General features: G+C 69.9%; 19 protein-coding genes and 1 rRNA gene. 10 read left to right on the top strand and 10 right to left on the bottom strand.

Going from position 1 to position 18631, the window contains the following annotated elements; genetic code table 11:
* Window positions 1–146 precede the first annotated feature (146 nt).
* The 6 genes from AB0H21_RS39965 to AB0H21_RS39940 form a co-directional block, all read right to left on the bottom strand.
* Window positions 147–1409, bottom strand: coding sequence for an HD domain-containing phosphohydrolase (locus AB0H21_RS39965; protein WP_358527140.1), 1263 nt, complete (start codon window positions 1407–1409; stop codon window positions 147–149).
* 17 nt (window positions 1410–1426) lie between these two features.
* Complete coding sequence (locus tag AB0H21_RS39960) at window positions 1427–2779, bottom strand: HD-GYP domain-containing protein (RefSeq protein ID WP_358527106.1); 1353 nt, start codon at window positions 2777–2779, stop codon at window positions 1427–1429.
* A gap of 32 nt (window positions 2780–2811) precedes the next feature.
* Window positions 2812–2955 (bottom strand): hypothetical protein, encoded by a 144-nt coding sequence (locus tag AB0H21_RS39955; RefSeq protein ID WP_358527105.1) that lies wholly within the window; start codon window positions 2953–2955, stop codon window positions 2812–2814.
* Window positions 2956–3060: 105 nt separating this feature from the next.
* Window positions 3061–3993: an NAD-dependent epimerase/dehydratase family protein gene (locus tag AB0H21_RS39950; RefSeq protein ID WP_358527103.1), complete on the bottom strand. Its 933-nt coding sequence runs from the start codon at window positions 3991–3993 to the stop codon at window positions 3061–3063.
* Between the two features lie 48 nt (window positions 3994–4041).
* The gene (rsrA, locus tag AB0H21_RS39945; protein ID WP_358527101.1) at window positions 4042–4308 is read right to left on the bottom strand and encodes a mycothiol system anti-sigma-R factor; all 267 of its coding nucleotides are present in this window, start codon (window positions 4306–4308) and stop codon (window positions 4042–4044) included.
* A gap of 115 nt (window positions 4309–4423) precedes the next feature.
* Window positions 4424–5029 (bottom strand): sigma-70 family RNA polymerase sigma factor, encoded by a 606-nt coding sequence (locus AB0H21_RS39940; protein ID WP_114033950.1) that lies wholly within the window; start codon window positions 5027–5029, stop codon window positions 4424–4426.
* A 234-nt stretch (window positions 5030–5263) separates the two neighbouring features.
* On the opposite strand from AB0H21_RS39940, the gene AB0H21_RS39935 reads away from it, so the two are divergent.
* Window positions 5264–6010 carry a methyltransferase domain-containing protein gene (locus AB0H21_RS39935; RefSeq protein WP_358527100.1) on the top strand — a complete coding sequence of 249 codons (747 nt, stop codon included), beginning with the start codon at window positions 5264–5266 and terminating at the stop codon, window positions 6008–6010.
* A gap of 83 nt (window positions 6011–6093) precedes the next feature.
* Here AB0H21_RS39935 and AB0H21_RS39930 read toward each other — a convergent pair whose 3' ends face one another.
* Together AB0H21_RS39930 and AB0H21_RS39925 are read right to left on the bottom strand one after the other, a co-directional pair.
* Window positions 6094–6426: a TraR/DksA family transcriptional regulator gene (locus AB0H21_RS39930; protein ID WP_358527098.1), complete on the bottom strand. Its 333-nt coding sequence runs from the start codon at window positions 6424–6426 to the stop codon at window positions 6094–6096.
* A 392-nt stretch (window positions 6427–6818) separates the two neighbouring features.
* The gene (locus AB0H21_RS39925) at window positions 6819–7583 is read right to left on the bottom strand and encodes an SOS response-associated peptidase (RefSeq protein ID WP_358527097.1); all 765 of its coding nucleotides are present in this window, start codon (window positions 7581–7583) and stop codon (window positions 6819–6821) included.
* 124 nt (window positions 7584–7707) lie between these two features.
* Here AB0H21_RS39925 and aroA point away from each other — a divergent pair, with 124 nt between their 5' ends.
* The 8 genes from aroA to AB0H21_RS39885 all read left to right on the top strand — a co-directional run bounded on the left by aroA (window position 7708) and on the right by AB0H21_RS39885 (window position 16204).
* Entirely contained in the window at window positions 7708–8985 is a 1278-nt protein-coding gene (gene aroA, locus AB0H21_RS39920) for a 3-phosphoshikimate 1-carboxyvinyltransferase (protein ID WP_358527096.1), read from the top strand.
* Window positions 8986–9011: 26 nt separating this feature from the next.
* Entirely contained in the window at window positions 9012–10022 is a 1011-nt protein-coding gene (rsgA, locus tag AB0H21_RS39915) for a ribosome small subunit-dependent GTPase A (protein ID WP_358527094.1), read from the top strand.
* Between the two features lie 369 nt (window positions 10023–10391).
* Window positions 10392–11177, top strand: a complete 786-nt coding sequence (hisN, locus tag AB0H21_RS39910) for a histidinol-phosphatase (RefSeq protein WP_358527092.1) — start codon at window positions 10392–10394, stop codon at window positions 11175–11177.
* A gap of 470 nt (window positions 11178–11647) precedes the next feature.
* Window positions 11648–12766 (top strand): phosphate ABC transporter substrate-binding protein PstS, encoded by a 1119-nt coding sequence (gene pstS, locus AB0H21_RS39905; RefSeq protein WP_358527090.1) that lies wholly within the window; start codon window positions 11648–11650, stop codon window positions 12764–12766.
* A 4-nt stretch (window positions 12767–12770) separates the two neighbouring features.
* Complete coding sequence (gene pstC, locus AB0H21_RS39900; RefSeq protein ID WP_358527088.1) at window positions 12771–13751, top strand: phosphate ABC transporter permease subunit PstC; 981 nt, start codon at window positions 12771–12773, stop codon at window positions 13749–13751.
* The gene (gene pstA / locus AB0H21_RS39895) at window positions 13748–14635 is read left to right on the top strand and encodes a phosphate ABC transporter permease PstA (protein WP_358527087.1); all 888 of its coding nucleotides are present in this window, start codon (window positions 13748–13750) and stop codon (window positions 14633–14635) included. Before pstC ends, pstA begins: the two co-directional genes overlap by 4 nt.
* 12 nt (window positions 14636–14647) lie before the next feature.
* Window positions 14648–15424: a phosphate ABC transporter ATP-binding protein PstB gene (pstB, locus tag AB0H21_RS39890; protein WP_358527085.1), complete on the top strand. Its 777-nt coding sequence runs from the start codon at window positions 14648–14650 to the stop codon at window positions 15422–15424.
* 63 nt (window positions 15425–15487) lie between these two features.
* Window positions 15488–16204, top strand: coding sequence for a response regulator transcription factor (locus AB0H21_RS39885; RefSeq protein WP_358527083.1), 717 nt, complete (start codon window positions 15488–15490; stop codon window positions 16202–16204).
* Window positions 16205–16518: 314 nt separating this feature from the next.
* On the opposite strand, the gene AB0H21_RS39880 is transcribed toward AB0H21_RS39885, so the two are convergent.
* Window positions 16519–17445: a phenylalanine 4-monooxygenase gene (locus AB0H21_RS39880; protein ID WP_358527082.1), complete on the bottom strand. Its 927-nt coding sequence runs from the start codon at window positions 17443–17445 to the stop codon at window positions 16519–16521.
* A 217-nt stretch (window positions 17446–17662) separates the two neighbouring features.
* On the opposite strand from AB0H21_RS39880, the gene AB0H21_RS39875 reads away from it, so the two are divergent.
* Window positions 17663–18157: an Lrp/AsnC family transcriptional regulator gene (locus AB0H21_RS39875; RefSeq protein ID WP_358527080.1), complete on the top strand. Its 495-nt coding sequence runs from the start codon at window positions 17663–17665 to the stop codon at window positions 18155–18157.
* A 387-nt stretch (window positions 18158–18544) separates the two neighbouring features.
* Here the strand turns inward: AB0H21_RS39875 and rrf are convergent.
* Window positions 18545–18631, bottom strand: a 5S ribosomal RNA gene (rrf, locus tag AB0H21_RS39870); the annotation flags it as partial.

Genomic DNA, 18631 nt, shown 5'->3' with positions numbered 1-18631 from the left:
GTGTCCCGTCTGTAGGAACCCCACAATCGGAAGCGACGGCGCCAGGCGCGCCCCACCGGGTAAAAGCCCTGCCAGGCAGGGGTTCGCGCGGGCTCGGCGCGGTCGCCGCGCGGGTCCGCCGCCTGTAAGAAAGAGGGAAAGAAGGCTCAGAGGCGGTTGTCGGGGCCGGTCCGGTCGATGACCTTGGCCATCGACTCGACCACCACGGGGTCGTACTCGTCGCCGCCGTCCAGCCGCAGGCGTTCCAGGGCCGCGGCGGCGCGGTCGCGGTCGGTGGAGCCGCCCACCAGGTCGTCGTAGGCGTTGGCCGCCTTGATGATGCGGCTGGCCAGCGGCGGCGGTGGCTCCGGGCCGCCGAACGGGTCGCCCTGGTGGCGCACGATGTCGGCGACCCGGTCGAGCACGCCGGTCTTCCTGATGACCTCCGCGCCCAGCTCGGCGATGCTGCGCGCCGTCTGCGGGTCGGTGAGGACGGTCGCGCCGCCGGGGATGGGGTCGCGCAGCGAGAGCTGGCCGATGTCGTGCATCAGCGCGGCGTACTCCAGCTCCAGCAGCTCGGGCTCGGCCATGCCGAGCTCGCGGCCGATGGCGACCGACATACGGCTGACGCGGCGCGAGTGCCCCGGCTCGACGTACCCGCCGACCTCGGTGACCCTGGCCAGCGCGCGGACGGTCTGCAGGTAGGTGGCCCGGATTCCGGCGTACTTGCGGAACGCGACCTGCGTCACCAGCAGTGGCGCCGCGAAGACGACCAGGGCTGCGAGGTTCATGCTGTGCGAGGCCAGGGCCAGCAGCGTGCCGGACGCGGCGACCGCGGCACCGAGCGGCGCGGCCATGCGCAGCTCGTCGCGGATCGCGACCCGGAAGGCCGTGCGCACCTGCTCGGCCCTGAGCAGAGCGGCGATCACGACGTCGGCGGCCAGCATCGCCATGATGAGCACGGCCATCACGCCGAGCACGGCCCACCACGTGCCCTTGCCGTTACCGGTGCTGGCGTACAGCGCCGGGGCCAGCGGGCGGTAGGCGAACGCGAGCAGCGCCCCCGACAGCAGGCGGCGGGCGATGGCGTCGAGCTGCGGCGGCCTGCCCACGGCGAGGTGGGGCAGCGCGCCGAGGATCATGCCGGCCGACATGACCGCGACGACCTGCAGCGCCGAGTGCCCGGCCGGGACGCCGCCGACGTCGAGCAGCAGGGTGTACCCGAGTGCGGCGGCGGCGCCGATGGGCGCGACCTCGCGGTTGCCCGGCATGGTGAGCCTGGCCAGCTCCCCCGCGGCGACCAGCACGCCGAACGCGACCGCGATCTGCGGGTCCGCCAGGCCGACCGCGGCGGTGTAGGCGATGCCGCAGACGGTGACCAGGCCCGCCGCGCAGATCAGCAGCAGCCGGCCGGAGTCGAGCCCGCGCATGGGCCGGGATGCCGTGGTCACCGCTCGGACGCCACTTCGATCGGCGTCGTCGGGTCGTCGTGGTCCTTGGCGACGGTCTCGACGACCTCGTCGGCCTTGGGCGCGGCGACCTTGCCGGGAGGATCCCAGCCTCTGCGGTCGACCGCCCGGATGAACGCGCCGACCATGTCCGGGTCGAACTGCGTGCCCGCCCCCTTGCGCAGCTCGGTCACGGCCTCCTCGATCGACTTGGCCTTGCGGTAGGCGCGGTCGGAGGTCATCGAGTCGAAGGCGTCGGCCACCGCGATCACCCGGGCGAACTCGGGGATCTCGTCCCCGGCCAGCCCCATGGGGTAGCCCCGGCCGTCCTGTCGCTCGTGGTGGTGCATGATGCCGGCGAACGCCTCGTCGAGGAAGTCGATGCCCCGGACGATCTCCAGGCCGCGCATCGGGTGGAGCTGGATCGCGGCGAGCTCCTCCTCGGTGAGGCGGCCCTCCTTCTGCAGGACCTTGGTCGGGACGCCGAGCTTGCCCACGTCGTGCAGCATGCCGGCGTAGCCGATGGCGCGCATGCGCTCGGGCCCCATGCCGATCTCCTGGGCGATCATCGTGGAGGCCGCGGACACCCGCGTGCAGTGGCCGCGCGTGTAGTAGTCCTTGGTCTCGACGGCCTGGCACAGGGCGGCGATGGTCGCGTCGTACGACCGCTGCTGCGCGAGGTACTGGCCGAAGGCCCACCGGGCGATGAACAGCGGCAGCAGCACGAGCACCGCCGAGATCGACTGGACCGTGGCCCACAGCCCGGCGATCAGCAGGCCGAAGGTGGCGTACCCCAGGTAGGAGATGAAGAACTGGGCGAGCCCCCGCAGCGGCACCTCCTCGACGCGCAACTGCCCGGCGAGCGAGAGCATGACGGCGAACAGCACGAAGTTGAGCGGCACGAACACCGCGGCCGCGACCGCGAACGGGCCGAGCAGGTCGGCGAAGCGGTTCTCCCCGACGATCGACGGATGGCCGGCCAGCGACTCGAACACCCACCCGGCGGTGTACCCGCAGATCGCGAACTGGGCGCCGTTGAACAGCCGCTTGTGCGGGGGCAGCCCCGGCCGCACGCTCAGCACGGCCGTCGCGCCCACCAGCGCCGCGCCCGCCCCGCCGACCAGCACCACCGCGGCGAGCGCGGCCGAGAAGCTGACCGACATCGCGGCCGACTGCACGTTCAGCAGCGTGGGCACCGACTCGCAGACCAGGAACAGCAGCGCGAGCACCAGCAGCGTGGGCCACTCGTGCTCGCCCAGCCGCTCGGAGACCAGGCCCCGTCCGATCAGCCCGGCCGCCACCACCACGAGGGCGACGAGATAGATCTTCGCCGGCCAGGGAAGCTCACGCACCGCCGCCGCCTAGGGCCGTCACGGGCACGCGCTCAGATCCAGGAAATGCCTGAGGGGCCTTCCGCCGCGCCCCCCGAGAGAACCACGAGAACCGTCAGAACCACCATGGCCAGGGCGCCCGCGAAGCCACCGATCACTATGGCCGCCCCCATGCGTGTGGCCATTGCCTTCACCATGTGCCGCCTCCCCATCGAGTTCGGCTTCAGGCTACAGAACCCGTGCTGACGCGTTGGGGAAGTCGAAGAATCGCATCCAAAGCGTAATCAAACCACTACCCCCAGCTAACGCGATCTAGCCCACTCGACGGTGGCCTTGAGGCCGGTGAGAAGGTCGGTGCGGGGGCGCCAGCCGAGGCCTTCGCGGGCGGGCGCGGGGTCGACGGCCATCGCGGGCAGGTCGCCGAGCCGCGCGGGCGCGAACGCGGGCGCGTCCGGGGCTCCCGCCGCGGCGGCCACGAGGGTGTGCAGCGCGCGGTCGGTGGTCTGCACGCCCGTGCCGAGGTTGAAGCGGCGCCCGTCGCCGTCCGGCCCGCACGCGCGGACGAACCCGTCCACGACGTCGTCGACGAAGATGTAGTCCCGCGTCTGGGTGCCGTCGCCGTACACGACGGTGGGCGCGCCGCGCAGCAGCGCGTCGGTGAAGATCGAGACGACCCCGGCCTCGCCCTGGGGCGACTGCCGGGGGCCGTAGACGTTCGACAGCACCAGCGTGGTGCCCTGGATGCCGTGCAGCGCGCGGAACATCGACAGGTAGATCTCGCCGCCGAGCTTGGACGCGGCGTACGGCGAGCGCGGGTCGGCGGCGGCGTCGCCGGGCACCGGGATCACCGGCGGGCGGCCGTACACCGCGACCGAGGAGGTGTGGACGACCTTCCTGGCCCCGGCCTGCCGGGCGGCCTCCAGCACGTTGACCGTGCCCTCGACGTTGAGCCGCGCGTCGTGGACGGGGTCGGCGACGCTGTTGCGTACGCTGATCTGCGCGGCGAGGTGGCACACGACCTCGGGACGCCACTGCCGGGCCAGCGCGGCCAGCCCGGCGTCCCTGACGTCCATCTCGAACAGCGAGAAGCCCGGGGCGGCGGCCGCGGCGGCGAGGTTGGCACGGTCCCCCGAGGACAGGTCGTCCACGACTGCCACCTCGTGCCCGTCGGCGAGCAGGCGGTCGACGAGGGTGGAGCCGATGAACCCGGCGCCGCCGGTCACGAGTACACGCACCCCGGCATCCTAGGCGATGCCGGGCGAACCGGCCCGGCCCGCCTCCGGCTAGTCGGCCAGCTCGGCCCTGACCTCTTCGATGCGCTTGAGCACCTTCGACCGCAGTTCCTCGGGGACGGTGTCACAGCCGCAGTGCTTGGCGATGAGCTGCTTGACGGCCTTCTCCAGGCCGTACTCCTGCAGGCACGGTGCGCACTCGTCCAAGTGCTGGTCTATGTCCGACTTGCGGCGCTCGTCCAGCTCGCCGTCCAGAAAGGTGTAGACCCGGTCGAGTACTTCCTTGCAGTCGGTGTCGTGCGGCTTGCCACAGCTCATCCCCAACACCCCTCCAGGGCGCCGAGTCCCCGGCCGCCGTTCCCCGGCCTCACGGCCCTGCCGACCCCGCTCATCTCGCCCACATCGACCACACCGCCGATGTCGCCGCGCTCCATCACGACGGCTCCTCCGATCGCACAAGCCCGCGTTCGCGTGCGTAGTCCTCGAGTTGCGTCCGCAGCTGGCGCCGCCCGCGGTGAAGCCGGGACATGACCGTCCCGATGGGAGTGCCCATGATGTCGGCGATCTCCTTGTACGGGAAACCCTCGACGTCGGCGAGGTAGACCGCGATCCGGAAGTCCTCCGGAAGCGCCGCCAGCGCGTCCTTGATGTCGCTGTCGGGGAGGTGCTCCAGCGCCTCCACCTCGGCCGACTTCAGGCCGCCGGAGGTGTGGGACTCGGCGCGCGCGAGCTGCCAGTCCTCGATCTCCTCGGTGCCCGCCTGCTTGGGTTCCCGCTGCTTCTTGCGGTAGGTGTTGATGAACGTGTTGGTCAGGATGCGGTAGAGCCAGGCCTTGAGGTTCGTTCCCTCCTGGAACTGGTGGAACGAACCGAACGCCTTGGCGAAGGTGTCCTGAAGCAGGTCCTCCGCGTCGGCGGGATTCCTGGTCATCCGGAGCGCCGCGGAGTAGAGCTGGTCGAGGTACGGCATTGCGTCGCGCTCGAACCGCTCGCTGCGCTGCTCCAGAGTCTCCTCGGCTGTCTTGGAGACCGGACCCACCCCCTTATACGCACCGTACAGAGCCGAGAATACCGGCTCGTCTACGGCCGACCGATCACCGACCTCGGCCACCAGCATGGGACGGAACCTCCTCGCGTGTTTACGCCCGTCTGCAACACGCGAGGCATAGCATCTGTTCCCGGTAAGTAGAAGGTGACGATCGACCCGGTACGGGGAAAAAGATACGTACCGGCCGGTTGCTGACCCCGGTGCCCCGACCGTCCAGGAGCCACGTTGCTGCCCATCCCAGCCAGCGAGCTGAACGGCTCAGGCGCACTCGGGCCTTACTGGACCTTCTACCACGCCGTCGTCGCCGAACAACTGAGGCGCTGGCTCCCGCAGCGGCCCTGCCTGCTGCTGGACCTGTCCGGCGGGCGCGGGCGATGGCCGGTCCAGGCGGCCGGCGCCGGCCACCACGTGATCGAGGTGGTCGACTTCCGTCGTACGTCCGACCATCGGCTGCACGACGCCTCCAACCGGATCCGCCAGGTGCGGGCCGATGACCTGGGGTTCCTGCCGGACGCCTCCATCGACGCGGTGATCGCCGAGGAGCGCGCGCTGTCGCTGGAGCTGATGGCCGAGTCGACGATCGAGGACGTCGCGCGCGTGCTCAAGCCGGGCGGGCGCGTGCTGGCGTGCGTGGACTCGCTGGTGCTGGGCATGGCGATCATGGCCGAGCAGAACTACTGGGCCCACCTGTGCCAGACCGGGACGGGCGAGGTCATGCTCGTGCCGTGGCCGGACGGCAGCATCACGCGCTGTTTCAGCAGCACCCAGCTGCGGGAACTGCTCGCCGACGCCGGGCTGGAGGTCGAGTGGGTGCGGCCGCGCACGGTGCTGTCGCCGTCCACCGTCGACCACGTCCTCGCGGCCGACACGCGCGCGTTGAACTGGCTGGTGCGCACCGAGCTGGAGGCGCACCCGGACGACGACGACACCGTGGGCATCCATCTCGTGGTGAGCGCCCGCAGGCCGGACTAGCGCGGCGCCGACCCATATCCCGTTATGTCGGCTTAAATGGGCGTACTCCGTGATGTCAGCGATTCTCCGCGCACTCCGTGAGGTCAGCGGCGGCGTTCTCGCCGGGACTGGCACTGGACGCAGCGCGCCGCCTCGGGACGCGCGGCCAGCCGCCCCTCGGGCACCGGCGTGCGGCAGTCCACGCACCGGCCGTAAACGCCGGCGTCGAGCCTCTTCAGCGCGTCGAGCACCGCGGTGCGCTGCCGGGTCGCCACGTCGATCATGGCCTGCCTGCGGTCGGCGTCGGTGAGATCGGAGCCGGCGTCCGCCGCCGACCTGTCGCCGACCATGACGGAATCGCCCCGCAGCACCTTGATGGACCGGTCGAGTTCGGCGAGCATGCTCTCCAGCTGGGTCCGAGCGGTCGCGTCGTCCACGAATCCGCACCTCCGGGAAGAAATGGGTACGGCCGTAGGCGGGATCCCCCGGAACCTCCCGCCTGGCCCTGATCCTCGGGCGATGACTCCCCGTCAGCGCGTCATCGCTTTTTGAGCGGATGCCCATTCGGCCGGGTTCTTACACCGGCATGACCCAGCGTCTCTGATTCGATCCTGTCCGTTACACAGAATCAAGGCACAACAAGCTGCCCGGTGCTCACCGATCGTCTTCGTGCCCTGGTGTCGACGACTGGAGCCGCCGGCCCGTCGAGCACGTCCCTCCGGACGCCGACCGGTCAGGCGTGCACAGCCTGACCGGGGAGGGTGCCCGACGTCGCCTGGGCGGCGGGCGTGTTGGTAACAATATGCCACGATATGACTACGATTCGCTATCAGAACAGCGCGGTCTCGTCGGAGTCGTCGCGCTCCAGCAGGTGGGGCCCGTTGTTCCTGACGCTGTTGACCTCGCTCGACACGGGGTAGGCGACCAGGCCGCTCGGCGGGGAGGCGGCGAGCATGCCGAGCATCTCGCCGGTGTCGGCGCGGGCCGGGTCGAGCCAGTCGGACCACCGGTCCTTGTGGATCACGACGGGCATGCGGTCGTGGATGCGCCCGAGGTGGTCCTCGGCGGATCTCGTGATGACCGTGCAGGTCACGAGCCACTTCAGCGGGTCGTCGTCCGCCCGCGTGCGGTCCTTCCAGAACTCGTACAGACCGGCCATCGCCATCACCCCGCCGTCCTCGGGATGAATGAAATAGGGCTGCTTAGTCTTTTTGTCGGCTCTGTACCATTCGTAATAGCCGTCCGCGGGCAGCAGGCACCGGCGCTGCGCGAACGCCTTGCGGAACGAGGGCTTCTCGGTCAGCGTCTCGACCCGCGCGTTGATCATGCGGGACCCGACGGACGGATCCTTCGCCCAGCTCGGCACAAGGCCCCACTTCAGCACCCTCAACTGCCGGACGGGCTGTGCGGCCTGGTCCCCCTTGCCCTCCTTCCCCCCGTCGGGGACCTCCGGGCGGGTGAGCACCGCGTACACCTTCTTGGTGGGGGCGACGTTGTAGTCCGCGGCGAGCTCCTGCGAGGTGCCGTCCACGCCGACCTCGAACTCCTCCAGCAACTCCTGACGCTTACGCGCCGACGCGTATCTGCCACACATGCCCATAGACTGCCCCACCACCGCGGTTCACGCATCACACGCGCGATCATCGTCCGGCCCGGCGCGGGGACCCGCCACCCGGCGTCAGCACCTCGGCGAGGGCCGTCCCGGTAGGCTCGGAAACATGTCAGCTCCCCTGTGGCCCGCGCCCGTGGCGCCCGGCCCGGTCGAGGCGGCCGTCCGCCTGCCCGGGTCCAAGTCGGTGACCAACCGCGCCCTCCTGCTCGCCGCGCTCGCCGACGGCCCCGGCACGGTGCGCCGCGCGCTGCGCAGCCGCGACGCCGACCTGATGGTCGCGGCCCTGCGGTCCCTCGGAGCCGAGCTGACGCCCTCCGACGACGGCCCCTCCGGCGTCGACTGGCACGTCGTGCCCGGCCCCGTGTGCGGCGGCGCGTCGATCGACGTCGGGCTGGCCGGCACGGTGATGCGCTTCGTCCCGCCGGTGGCCGCGCTGGCCGACGGCGAGGTCGCCTTCGACGGCGACCCTCACGCCCGCAAGCGGCCGATGGGCCCGATCCTCGCCGCCCTGCGCGCCCTCGGCGCCGAGGTCTCCGGCGACGCGCTGCCGTTCACGATCCGGGGGCCGATCACCGGCGGCGAGGTCACGCTGGACGCCTCGGCGTCGTCCCAGCTCGTCTCCGGCCTGCTGCTGGCCGCCGGGCGCTACCCCAAAGGCGTGACCGTCCGCCACAGCGGCCGGCCCGTGCCGTCCATGCCGCACATCGAGATGACCGTCCAGATGCTGCGCGCCGCCGGGGTCGCCGTGGACGACTCCGAGCCCGACGTCTGGAAGGTCGAGCCCGGCCCGATCTCGGCCCGCGACCTCACCGTCGAACCCGACCTGTCCAACGCCGCGCCGTTCCTCGCGGCGGCCATGGTCACCGGCGGCGTCGTCACGATCCCGGGCTGGCCGGAGGAGACGACGCAGGGGGGAGACGCGCTGCGCGAGCTCCTCCCGCGCATGGGCGCGACCGTCGCGCGCACCCCCGAGGGGCTGCGGGTCACCGGCGGCGGCCGCCTGGAGGGCATCGACGCCGACCTGCACGACGTCGGCGAGCTCACGCCCACGATCGCCGCCCTGGCCGCGCTCGCGAGCTCGCCCAGCCGGCTGCGCGGCATCGCCCACCTGCGCGGCCACGAGACCGACCGGCTCGCGGCCCTCGCCGCCGAGATCAACGGCCTCGGCGGGGACGTCACCGAGACCGACGACGGCCTCGTCATCACGCCGCGCCCGCTGCACGCGGGGGTGTTCCGCACCTACGCCGACCACCGCATGGCGACGGCCGGCGCGGTCATCGGCCTCGTCGTCCCCGGCGTCCAGGTCGAGGACATCGCGACCACCGCCAAGACCCTTCCCGAATTCGCCCTCATGTGGGCGCGCATGCTGGGGGAAGGCCACTGAGAAGACGCGAGTACGACGAGGAGGACGTGCGGGTCCGGCCCGGCAAGGGGTCGCGGCCGAGGACGAGACGCCGTCCCACGCACGAGGACGCCGTCGAGGGCTTCGTCGTGGCGGTCGACCGCGGCCGCTACACCTGCCTCGTCGAGGGTGAGGCCCCGGACGGGCACGGCAGGAAGCGCGCGCCCGATCCGCACGTCGTGACGGCGATGCGGGCGCGCGAGCTCGGACGCAAGGGCATCGTGGTGGGCGACCGCGTCGGCCTCGTGGGCGACACCACCGGGCGGCCGGACACCCTGGCGCGCATCGTCCGGGTCGAGCCGCGCACCTCGATGCTGCGGCGCAGCGCCGACGACACCGACGAGGTCGAGCGTCCCATCGTCGCCAACGCCGACCAGCTCGTCATCGTCACCGCGCTCGCCGACCCGCCGCCCCGGCCGCGGATGATCGACCGCATGCTCGTGGCCGCGTTCGACGCCGACATCGAGCCGCTGCTCTGCCTCACCAAGGCCGACCTCGCCGCGCCGGACGATCTCGTGGCCCGGTACGCGCCGCTCGGCCTGCCGTACGTCGTCGTGCAGAAGGGCGGCGAGCTGGAGGAGCTGCGGTCCCGGCTGACCGACCGGCTCAGCGTCCTGGTCGGCCATTCGGGGGTCGGCAAGTCGACGCTGGTCAACGCGCTCGTGCCCGCCGCCGGGCGCGCCGTCTCGCACGTGAACGCGATCACCGGCCGCGGGCGCCACACCTCCAGCTCGGCGGTGGCCCTGGAGCTGCCCTTCGGCGGGTGGATCATCGACACACCGGGCGTGCGCAGCTTCGGGCTCGGCCACGTCGTGATCGACAACGTACTGGCCGCCTTCCCCGCGCTGGCCGAAGGCGCCGTCCACTGCCCCAAGGGGTGCAACCACCGCGGAGAGGAATGCTCACTCGACGCCTGGGTGGAGCAGGGCCACGCCGACGCGGCCGGCCTCGCGTCCCTGCGCCGCCTGCTCGCCAGCCGGGACGGCGAGCCCGACGACGAGTCGGCTTCTCGGTCGTGAACGACCGAGCTTGCAGCTCCTCGCCGTCGATGGCGTCGACGGTCCGGGCCGCGTACGGCAGCGTGACCCACTGCCCGGCATGGCAAGCCATGCCGCGTGTCGCAGTGCCGATAACGGATCAGAGAGCCGTTCCCCAGCGAACCGGGTGCGTTCAATCCCGTCACCGCATCACCGAGAGTAACACTGAAACCACAAGCAGGGAAGCCATTCCTCTCGGGTGTGAACACCCGAGGTTCCTGGCTGGACAGCGCTGAAACCTGTTCGGGGCAAGGAGCGCCCCGAACCGCCGTGCCGGAGGCGCGGCAATAGGCACCGAAACGGTCTCATCACGCCTGATGAAAATCGTCCCGGCAGGGTACGGTGTGCGCTGTGACGGGCTATACCGACGACCTCCGGCTGGCGCACATGATGGCCGACAGCGCCGACGATCTGACCATGCGCCGGTTCAAGGCCGTCGACCTGCGGGTCGACACCAAGCCGGACCTCACGCCGGTGAGCGACGCCGACCAGGCCGTCGAGGACGCGATCCGCGGCACCCTGCGGCGCGCGCGTCCCCGTGACGCGGTCATCGGCGAGGAGACGGGCCGCACCAGCGGGTACGGCTCGCGCTGCTGGGTCGTCGACCCCATCGACGGCACCAAGAACTACGTGCGCGGCGTCCCCGTCTGGGCCACGCTGATCGCGCTCATGGAGCACGGGAAGGTCGTCGTGGGCGTGGTCTCGGCCCCCGCGCTCGGCCGCCGCTGGTGGGCCGCGAAGGACGGCGGGGCGTGGACGGGCCGCAACCTGACCAAGGCGTCGCGCTGCACCGTCTCGTCGGTGAGCCGCCTGTCCGACGCGTCGTTCTCCTACTCCAGCTTCGGCGGGTGGGAGGAGCGCGGGCGCCTCGAGGAGTTCCTCGACCTGTCCCGCACGGTGTGGCGCACCCGCGCGTACGGCGACTTCTGGTCGCACGTGATGGTCGCCGAGGGCGCGGTCGACATCTCGGCCGAGCCGGAGCTGTCGGCCTGGGACATGGCCGCGCTGACCGTGATCGTCGAGGAGGCCGGGGGCGTGTGGACCGACCTGTCCGGCGCGACGGACGTCGACGGGGGCAGCCTCGTGTGCGCCAACCCGCTCCTGCACCCCGAGGTGCTCAAGCGCCTCGGCGGCTGAGCACGAAGGGGCACGTCTGGGCACCTCAGGGCCGTAGTGCGCGCCCGGTGGACCGGGCGCGCTCACCTGCTGTTCACCCGCGCGCCGTCAGCGGTTCAGCGCTCGTCCGGCGGGCGTGAGATGACACGGTCTTCGAGGTAGCAGCTGCAGCTACCGCATCCTGGAAGCACGTCGAACCTCCTCACGGTCGTCGCTTCGACGCTACGGCAGCCGAGGACGCGTGTAACTCCCCGTGAGGGCACAGTCGCGTACGCGGGTGAGCTTCTCAGGACGTCTCAGGATATGGATGCCGCCAGCGACGCGTACATTGAGCCCATCTTGTGACATAGGCTCTGACCTCGGTACATGACCCGCTTCAAACGAGCACGACCGGGCCCGTTCACGCCTCGTTCACCTTTAACCGGGGATTAAGTCATCTTGACTCCTTACCGTCCTACCCGTTGAAAAAACAGCGTGGAAGGACAACAACCGTGAAGTATGCAGGCCGGCTCGCCGTAGCCGCCATCGCCGGCGTGCTTTCGCTCGCTGCGTGCGGAACCGATAACAACAGCGGCGGCGACAGCGGCGCCAGCACAGCCCCGTCCACCAGCACGGGCGGCGGCGACAGCACCACGCTCAGCGGCACGATCAACGCCGCGGGCTCCTCGGCTCAGGCCAACGCCATCGCCGAGTGGAAGAAGGCGTTCCAGTCGCAGAACTCCGGTGTGAGCATCAACTACCAGCCCAGCGGCTCCGGCGCGGGCGTGCAGGCTTTCATCCAGGGCACGGTCGCCTTCGCGGGCTCCGACTCGGCGCTCAAGGATGACAAGGGCGAGCCCGCCCAGGCCGACGCGCGCTGCAAGACCGGCAAGGCGATCAACCTTCCCATGGTGATCGGCCCGGTCGCGGTGGTCTACAACCTCCCCGGCGTGGACAACCTCCAGCTCTCCCCGGCGACCATCGGTGGCATCTTCGACAGCAAGATCACCAAGTGGGACGACGCGGCGATCAAGAAGGACAACCCCGACGCGCAGCTCCCGTCGACCCCGATCCAGGCCGTCCACCGCTCGGACGAGTCGGGCACCAGCGACAACTTCACCAAGTTCCTGAAGGCGACCGCCGGCTGGCCGTACGAGCCCGCCAAGGCGTGGCCCGCCGAGGCCAAGGGTCAGGGCGCCAAGGGCTCCGACGGCATCGCGCAGACCGTCAAGAGCGCCGAGGGCTCCATCAGCTACGTCGAGCTCTCCTTCGCCGAGAACTCCGGCCTGAGCAAGGCCAAGGTCGCCAACGGCTCCGGCGAGTTCGTCGAGCTCACCCCCGAGAGCGCCGCCAAGACCGTCGAGGCCGCCGAGGTCAAGGGCACCGGCAACGACCTCAAGCTGTCGATCGACTACGCCACCAAGGCCGCGGGCGCCTACCCGATCGTCCTGGTGACCTACGAGATCACCTGTGAGAAGGGCCTGTCCGCCGAGGACTCCAAGCTGGTCAAGGCCTTCCTCAAGTACACCTCCAGCGACGCCGGCCAGTCCGCGCTGACCGGGCTCGGCTACGCCCCGCTGCCGGCCTCTCTGCTCACCAAGGTGCAGACGGCCGTCGAGGCGATCTCCTAACTCAATGGCGACGCCACTTCGTATCCAGGATGGCGGGCCGGCCACGCGCCGGTCCGCCATCCGGCGCAGTCGCGGTGAGGGCCCCTTCCGGTTCGCGACCACCGGTGCCGGTGTGGTACTACTCGCCATCATGGCGGCCATCGCCGTCTTCCTCGTCGTGAAGGCCATCCCGGCCTTCCAGGCGAACACCTCCAACTTCCTCACCGAGAAGATCTGGACGCCCAACGCGACCGAGGCCAAGTTCGGCATCGCGGCGCTGGCGTTCGGCACCGTGATCAGCTCGCTGCTGGCCCTGATCATGGCCCTTCCTGTGGCCATCGGCGTCGCGCTGTTCATCTCCCACTACGCGCCGCGCCGCCTGGCCGGGGCGCTCGGCTATGTGATCGACCTGCTGGCCGCGGTCCCGAGCGTCGTCTACGGCCTGTGGGGCGTCATCTTCCTCATCCCGTTCGTCCAGGGTCCCTGGACCTTCCTGAACGACTACTTCGGCTGGATTCCCCTGTTCGCCGGGGACGCCGTCTACGGCAAGTCGATGCTGACCGGCGCGGTCGTCCTGGCCATCATGATCCTGCCGATCATCGCCGCCATCTCCCGGGAGGTGTTCCTCCAGGCGCCCAGGTCGCTCGAGGAGGCGTCCCTGGCGCTCGGCGCGACCCGGTGGGAGATGATCAGGATGTCGGTCCTGCCGTTCGGCCGTCCCGGCGTCATCAGCGCGGCCATGCTCGGCCTCGGGCGCGCGATGGGCGAGACGATCGCGGTCGCGCTCATCTTCCCCGCGACGTTCGACATCAGCATCCAGGTGCTGTCCAACAACGGCAACAGCATCGCCGCGAACATCGCCAACGGATTCGGCGAGGCCACCCCCATCGGCCAGGGCGCGCTCATCGCGTCCGGCCTCGTGCTGTTCGTGATCACCCTCCTGGTCAACACGGCCGCGCGGTTGATCATCGCTCGCCGCAAGGACTACTCGAGGGCCGCCGCATGACCATGTCGCCCGCCACCATCACCCACGTGTCCTTCAGTCGCCGGCTGAAGGACCGTGTCGTCCTCGGCCTGGTCTGGCTGGCCTTCGCCATCGCCGTGGTACCGCTCATCTCGGTCCTCTGGCTGGTGATCAAGAACGGGCTCGCGCGCTTCGACGTGGACTTCCTCACCCACTCGATGCGCAACATCGGTGCCCGCGACGCCGGTGGAGGCGCCTACCACGCCATCCTCGGCACGCTGGAACAGGTCGGCCTCGCCACCCTGATCTCCGTGCCCATCGGCCTGCTCACCGCCGTCTACCTCGTCGAGTACGGCCAGAACGGGCAGCTCGCCCGGTCCATCAGCTTCTTCGTGGACGTCATGACCGGCATCCCCTCGGTGGTCGCCGGTCTTTTCGTTCTCGCCTTCTGGGTCCTGGTGCTCGGCCTCGGCTACTCCGGCATCGCCGGCGCGCTCGCGCTGTCGATCCTGATGATGCCCACCGTGGTCCGCTCGGCCGAGGAGATGCTGCGCCTGGTCCCGAACGACCTGCGGGAGGCGTCGTACGCGCTCGGCGTGCCCAAGTGGAAGACGATCACCAAGGTCGTCATCCCGACGGCCTTCACCGGCATCATCACGGGCGTCATGCTCGCCGTCGCCCGCGTCGCCGGTGAGACCGCGCCGCTGCTGCTGACCGTCTTCATCACCGACTCCATCAACGAGAACCCGTTCAACGGACCTCAGATGGGCCTCCCGCTCTACGTCTTCGACCAAGCCCAGCGTCCGAACGTCACGGCGGTCGACCGGGCCTGGACCGGAGCGCTCACCCTCATCCTGATCGTCATGCTGCTCAACCTGGTGGCGCGCCTCATCGCCTGGTGGCGCTCGCCCGCCAAGGGCCGGTAAGGGGTTATCGACATGGCCAAGCAGATCGAGGTCTCCGACCTCGACGCCTACTACGGATCGCACAAGGCGATCGAAGGCATCACGATGACGATCGAGCCGCGCTCGGTCACCGCCTTCATCGGCCCGTCCGGATGCGGCAAGTCGACGTTCCTGCGCACGCTGAACCGCATGCACGAGGTCATCCCGGGCGCGCACGTCGACGGTAAGATCCTCCTGGAGGACCAGGACCTGTACGGCCCGGACATCGACCCGGTGTCCGTCCGCCGCACGGTCGGCATGGTCTTCCAGCGGCCGAACCCGTTCCCGACGATGTCCATCTTCGACAACGTCGCCGCGGGCCTTCGTCTCAACGGCCGGATCTCCAAGTCCGAGGCCGAGGGCATCGTCGAGACGTCGCTGAAGGACGCCAACCTCTGGAACGAGGTCAAGGACCGGCTCAGCAAGCCGGGCGCGGGCCTGTCCGGCGGACAGCAGCAGCGGCTCTGCATCGCCCGGGCCATCGCCGTCAGCCCGGCCGTCCTGCTCATGGACGAACCGTGCTCGGCCCTGGACCCGATCTCGACGCTCGCCATCGAGGACCTGATCGCCAAGCTGAAGAACGACTACACGATCGTCATCGTGACCCACAACATGCAGCAGGCCGCGCGGGTCAGCGACCGTACCGCGTTCTTCAACCTGGCCGGCCAGGGACAGCCCGGAAAGCTCATCGAGATGGACGAGACCTCCAAGATCTTCACCAACCCCACGCAAAAGGCGACCGAGGACTACATCACCGGCCGCTTCGGATGATCGGCTCCTGGGTCCAGGAGCCGATAGAGCCCATGGAGCCTTGAGGAGCCTTGAGGAGATGGTGTGACCCAGCCGCAGGCGGCACCTGAAGTGGACGGGGACACTCGGTCGGCGCCCATGCTGCTGGTGGCCGACCCCGACGACGAAATGGTGCGGGAACTCGCCGAGGCGCTGGAGCGCGAAGGGGTCCTCGTCACCGGAGTCTCCGACGGCGCGCAAGCACTGCTGCAGGCCGGTGCCCTCCGGCCCGACGTCGTGCTCGTCAGCGCCACCCTGCCCGTCATCGGGCCCGTCGATTTCGTGCGCGCGGTACGCAGGGCGCGGGCCGTCCCCGTCCTGCTGGGCGTGGGCGACGGGCACGCGGAACAGGCCGTCCAGGGCCTCGCCGCCGGAGCCACGGCGTGCGTGGCCCGGCCGTACCGCGTGCCCGAGCTGCTGCCCCTGGTGCAGGCGGCGTTCCCCGGGGACGCCGGCTCACGAGGAGTGTTCACGGTCGGCAACGTCGAACTCGACGTGGGGGCCTACCAGGTGCGCGTGTCCGGGATGCCCGTGCACCTGCCCCTTCGGGAATTCGAGCTTCTGCACTACCTGATGCGCAACGCCGACCGGACGGTCACGCGGGAGCAGATCATGCGCCACGTGTGGCACGCCGCCGACGCGATGTCGACGAACACCATAGCCGTCCACGTCAAACGCCTCCGCGCCCGGCTCGGGGACGACGACGACCGGCTGATCCAAACCGTGCGCGGAGTCGGCTACCGCCTCGTCACGCCGCACTGACACCCGTCCCGGTCGCCCCGCGTCCCCACCCCGGAAGGCGGCGCGACCGGCCCGGCAACCCCCGGCCGATCCCCCTGAACCGGCCACCTGCGGGCTGACTACCCGCCACCGCCCCTTCGGACGGGCCGCCCGCCACCATTCTTCGCACCGACCACTTCTGCGGACGGACCGCCCGCCACCAGCATTCGGAGCAGCCCGCCCGGTCGGCCGCCTCGGGTCACACGGTCACCGAGTAGGGCCGCTCGCTCCTATCCCTCTCTCCCTCTCTCCCTCTCTCCCTCTCTCCCTCTTTCTCGCTCTCTCGCCTGGGCCTCTTACTTCGCGCCTGCCCTACGCCTACCGGCTCCCCGATCGGCTCCCCCATCGGCGACCATCCGGGCGATGGTGTCGTCGTCGCAGGTCGCCCAGAACGTGCCGACGACGTCTTCGAGGTGGCTCATCGACGCGGCCCGGAACAGCACATCCTGATATTTCGTGATGTCGTAGGTGGTCGTCCCCATCAGGGACAGGTCCAGCGGCAGGATGTCCATACTGCGGAACTCCTCGATCTCGCCGTACGACGAGAGGATCCCCGCGCCGTACGTGCGGTCCTCGCCGTCCTCCGTGAGCACGCCGAACTCCATCGTGAACCAGAACACCTTGGAGACGAACTCCAGCGCCTCGTCGGTCTCCACACGGCGCGCCGCCGCCCCGGCCAGCCGGTACAACGCGGCGAACCGATCGGACGCCAGCGCGTTCGCGTGCCCGACCACCTCGTGGATGACGTCCGGCTCCGGCGTGTAGAACGGCACCGAGTGGTGACGGATGTACTGCGTCGAATGGAACAGGCCATCCTCCAGCACGCCGTAGAAGTCCCGAAGCGGGACAAGCCCGGCGGCAGGGAGGTACCTGAAACCCGTCAGCGGTTCGAGAAGGTCACCGACCTCCTGCAGCTGCGGAATCCTGTCCTCGGGGAGGCCGAGGCGCCGGCATCCTTCGAGATACTCGCCCGCGGCGTACTTACGATGCTTGATCGCGAGCTCGCGGCTCACCAGGCCCCAGACCTCGTGCTCCTGCTCGGTGTAGGCGGCCTCCGGGATCGGCTCGCCGGGGATGTGGTTCAACGCCAGCGCGGCGATGGCGTTGCGACGCTCACGGTAGACCGGGTCCGCCACCCCGGGATGGTTCGCCGCCAACTCGACGACGACCGACCCGTCCTCCTGCATCGCCACCGGCGCGAAGTACTGCGCTTCCTCGAACATGGCAGAACTATCAGCAATTTCCCATTCGACTGGCAAGAGCGCCCACCAAAACTAGTCAAGCCGCCCACAATCGCCTCTGAAATCAGGCATAACACTAGTCATCCCGCCCAGCCCTCTTCTCGCAGCCGACACGACCTGAAGTCGTCACTCGACCACCCCGGCCACGCCTGCCTCCCCCCGACCACCTGGCTGGACATACGCCCGTAGTCTCTGAGCCATGTCTACGGGCTCTGGACGCATCGACTCACTGGACAGCCGGCTCCTGCGAACCATGCGCGCGCACCCGCGCATCGGCCTGACGGAACTCGCACGTCTGCTGGGGGTAGCCCGCGGGACCGTACAGGCGCGGGTCGAGAAGCTCGTCGCCCGCGGTGTGATCGGCGACTTCGGCCCGACGATCGTCCCCTCCGAGATGGGCTATCCCATACTCGCGTTCGTCTCCCTGCAAATCTCCCAGGGCAGGCTCGCCGAGGCCGTACGCGCGTTGGAGGAGGTCCCGGAAATCCTGGAAGCCCACGGCACCAGCGGCCAGGCCGACCTGCTCTGCCGCGTCGTAGCCCGAAACACGGAACACCTCCAGGAAATCATCGCCCGCGTCCTGGCCTCCCCCGCCGTCCAACGCACAGACACGACAATCGCCCTCTCAACCCAAATCCCCCACCGAATAGCCCCCCTCCTGACCACCGCCCCAACCCCTCCACAGAGCGAATGAGATGACGCCCGTGCCCGGCCACTTCCGGGTCAGCCGGTGGGACGATGACCTGGCCGGGCGCGTAGCGGATGCCGTGATTGCGCGCGGCGTCAGATGGCCCCCTGCGGCAACGGAGAGGGGGGCGGTTGAGCGCGGGGACACGGGCCCCGCGGCCGGGCAAGCAAAAAGCCGGGCCCCAGAGGGGAGACAACCCCTCCAGAACCCGGCCGGCACCAGCCCAGCACACACGGAAAAACCTGACCAACCCAGCAAAACAGAACCCGGCAACCAGGCCACCAGATCGAACACACACGGATCGAACACACAGGCACGGGAAGCACAGAAACACCCCGGAAACGCAGGAAGGCCACCCGAAACCTCGGGTGGCCCTCCTGCATAACAAAAATTGTCCGGCGGTGTCCTACTCTCCCACACCGTCCCCGGTGCAGTACCATCGGCGCTGGAAAGCTTAACTTCCGGGTTCGGAATGTAACC

The organism is Sphaerisporangium sp. NPDC051011 (assembly GCF_040653595.1).
Lineage (GTDB): Bacteria > Actinomycetota > Actinomycetes > Streptosporangiales > Streptosporangiaceae > Sphaerisporangium.
Note: the sequence above shows the minus strand (reverse complement) of the source record. Positions and strands in the feature narration are given on the sequence as shown.

Coding starts and splice junctions, on each gene's coding strand:
- pstA (WP_358527087.1), top strand. CDS start 13,748: ATGACCATGTCGCCCGCCACCATCACCCACGTGTCCTTCAGTCGCCGG.
- pstB (WP_358527085.1), top strand. CDS start 14,648: ATGGCCAAGCAGATCGAGGTCTCCGACCTCGACGCCTACTACGGATCG.
- AB0H21_RS39925 (WP_358527097.1), bottom strand. CDS start 7,583: ATGTGTGGCAGATACGCGTCGGCGCGTAAGCGTCAGGAGTTGCTGGAG.
- AB0H21_RS39875 (WP_358527080.1), top strand. CDS start 17,663: ATGTCTACGGGCTCTGGACGCATCGACTCACTGGACAGCCGGCTCCTG.
- AB0H21_RS39955 (WP_358527105.1), bottom strand. CDS start 2,955: ATGGTGAAGGCAATGGCCACACGCATGGGGGCGGCCATAGTGATCGGT.
- rsrA (WP_358527101.1), bottom strand. CDS start 4,308: ATGAGCTGTGGCAAGCCGCACGACACCGACTGCAAGGAAGTACTCGAC.
- pstC (WP_358527088.1), top strand. CDS start 12,771: ATGGCGACGCCACTTCGTATCCAGGATGGCGGGCCGGCCACGCGCCGG.
- aroA (WP_358527096.1), top strand. CDS start 7,708: ATGTCAGCTCCCCTGTGGCCCGCGCCCGTGGCGCCCGGCCCGGTCGAG.
- AB0H21_RS39880 (WP_358527082.1), bottom strand. CDS start 17,445: ATGTTCGAGGAAGCGCAGTACTTCGCGCCGGTGGCGATGCAGGAGGAC.
- AB0H21_RS39965 (WP_358527140.1), bottom strand. CDS start 1,409: ATGCGCGGGCTCGACTCCGGCCGGCTGCTGCTGATCTGCGCGGCGGGC.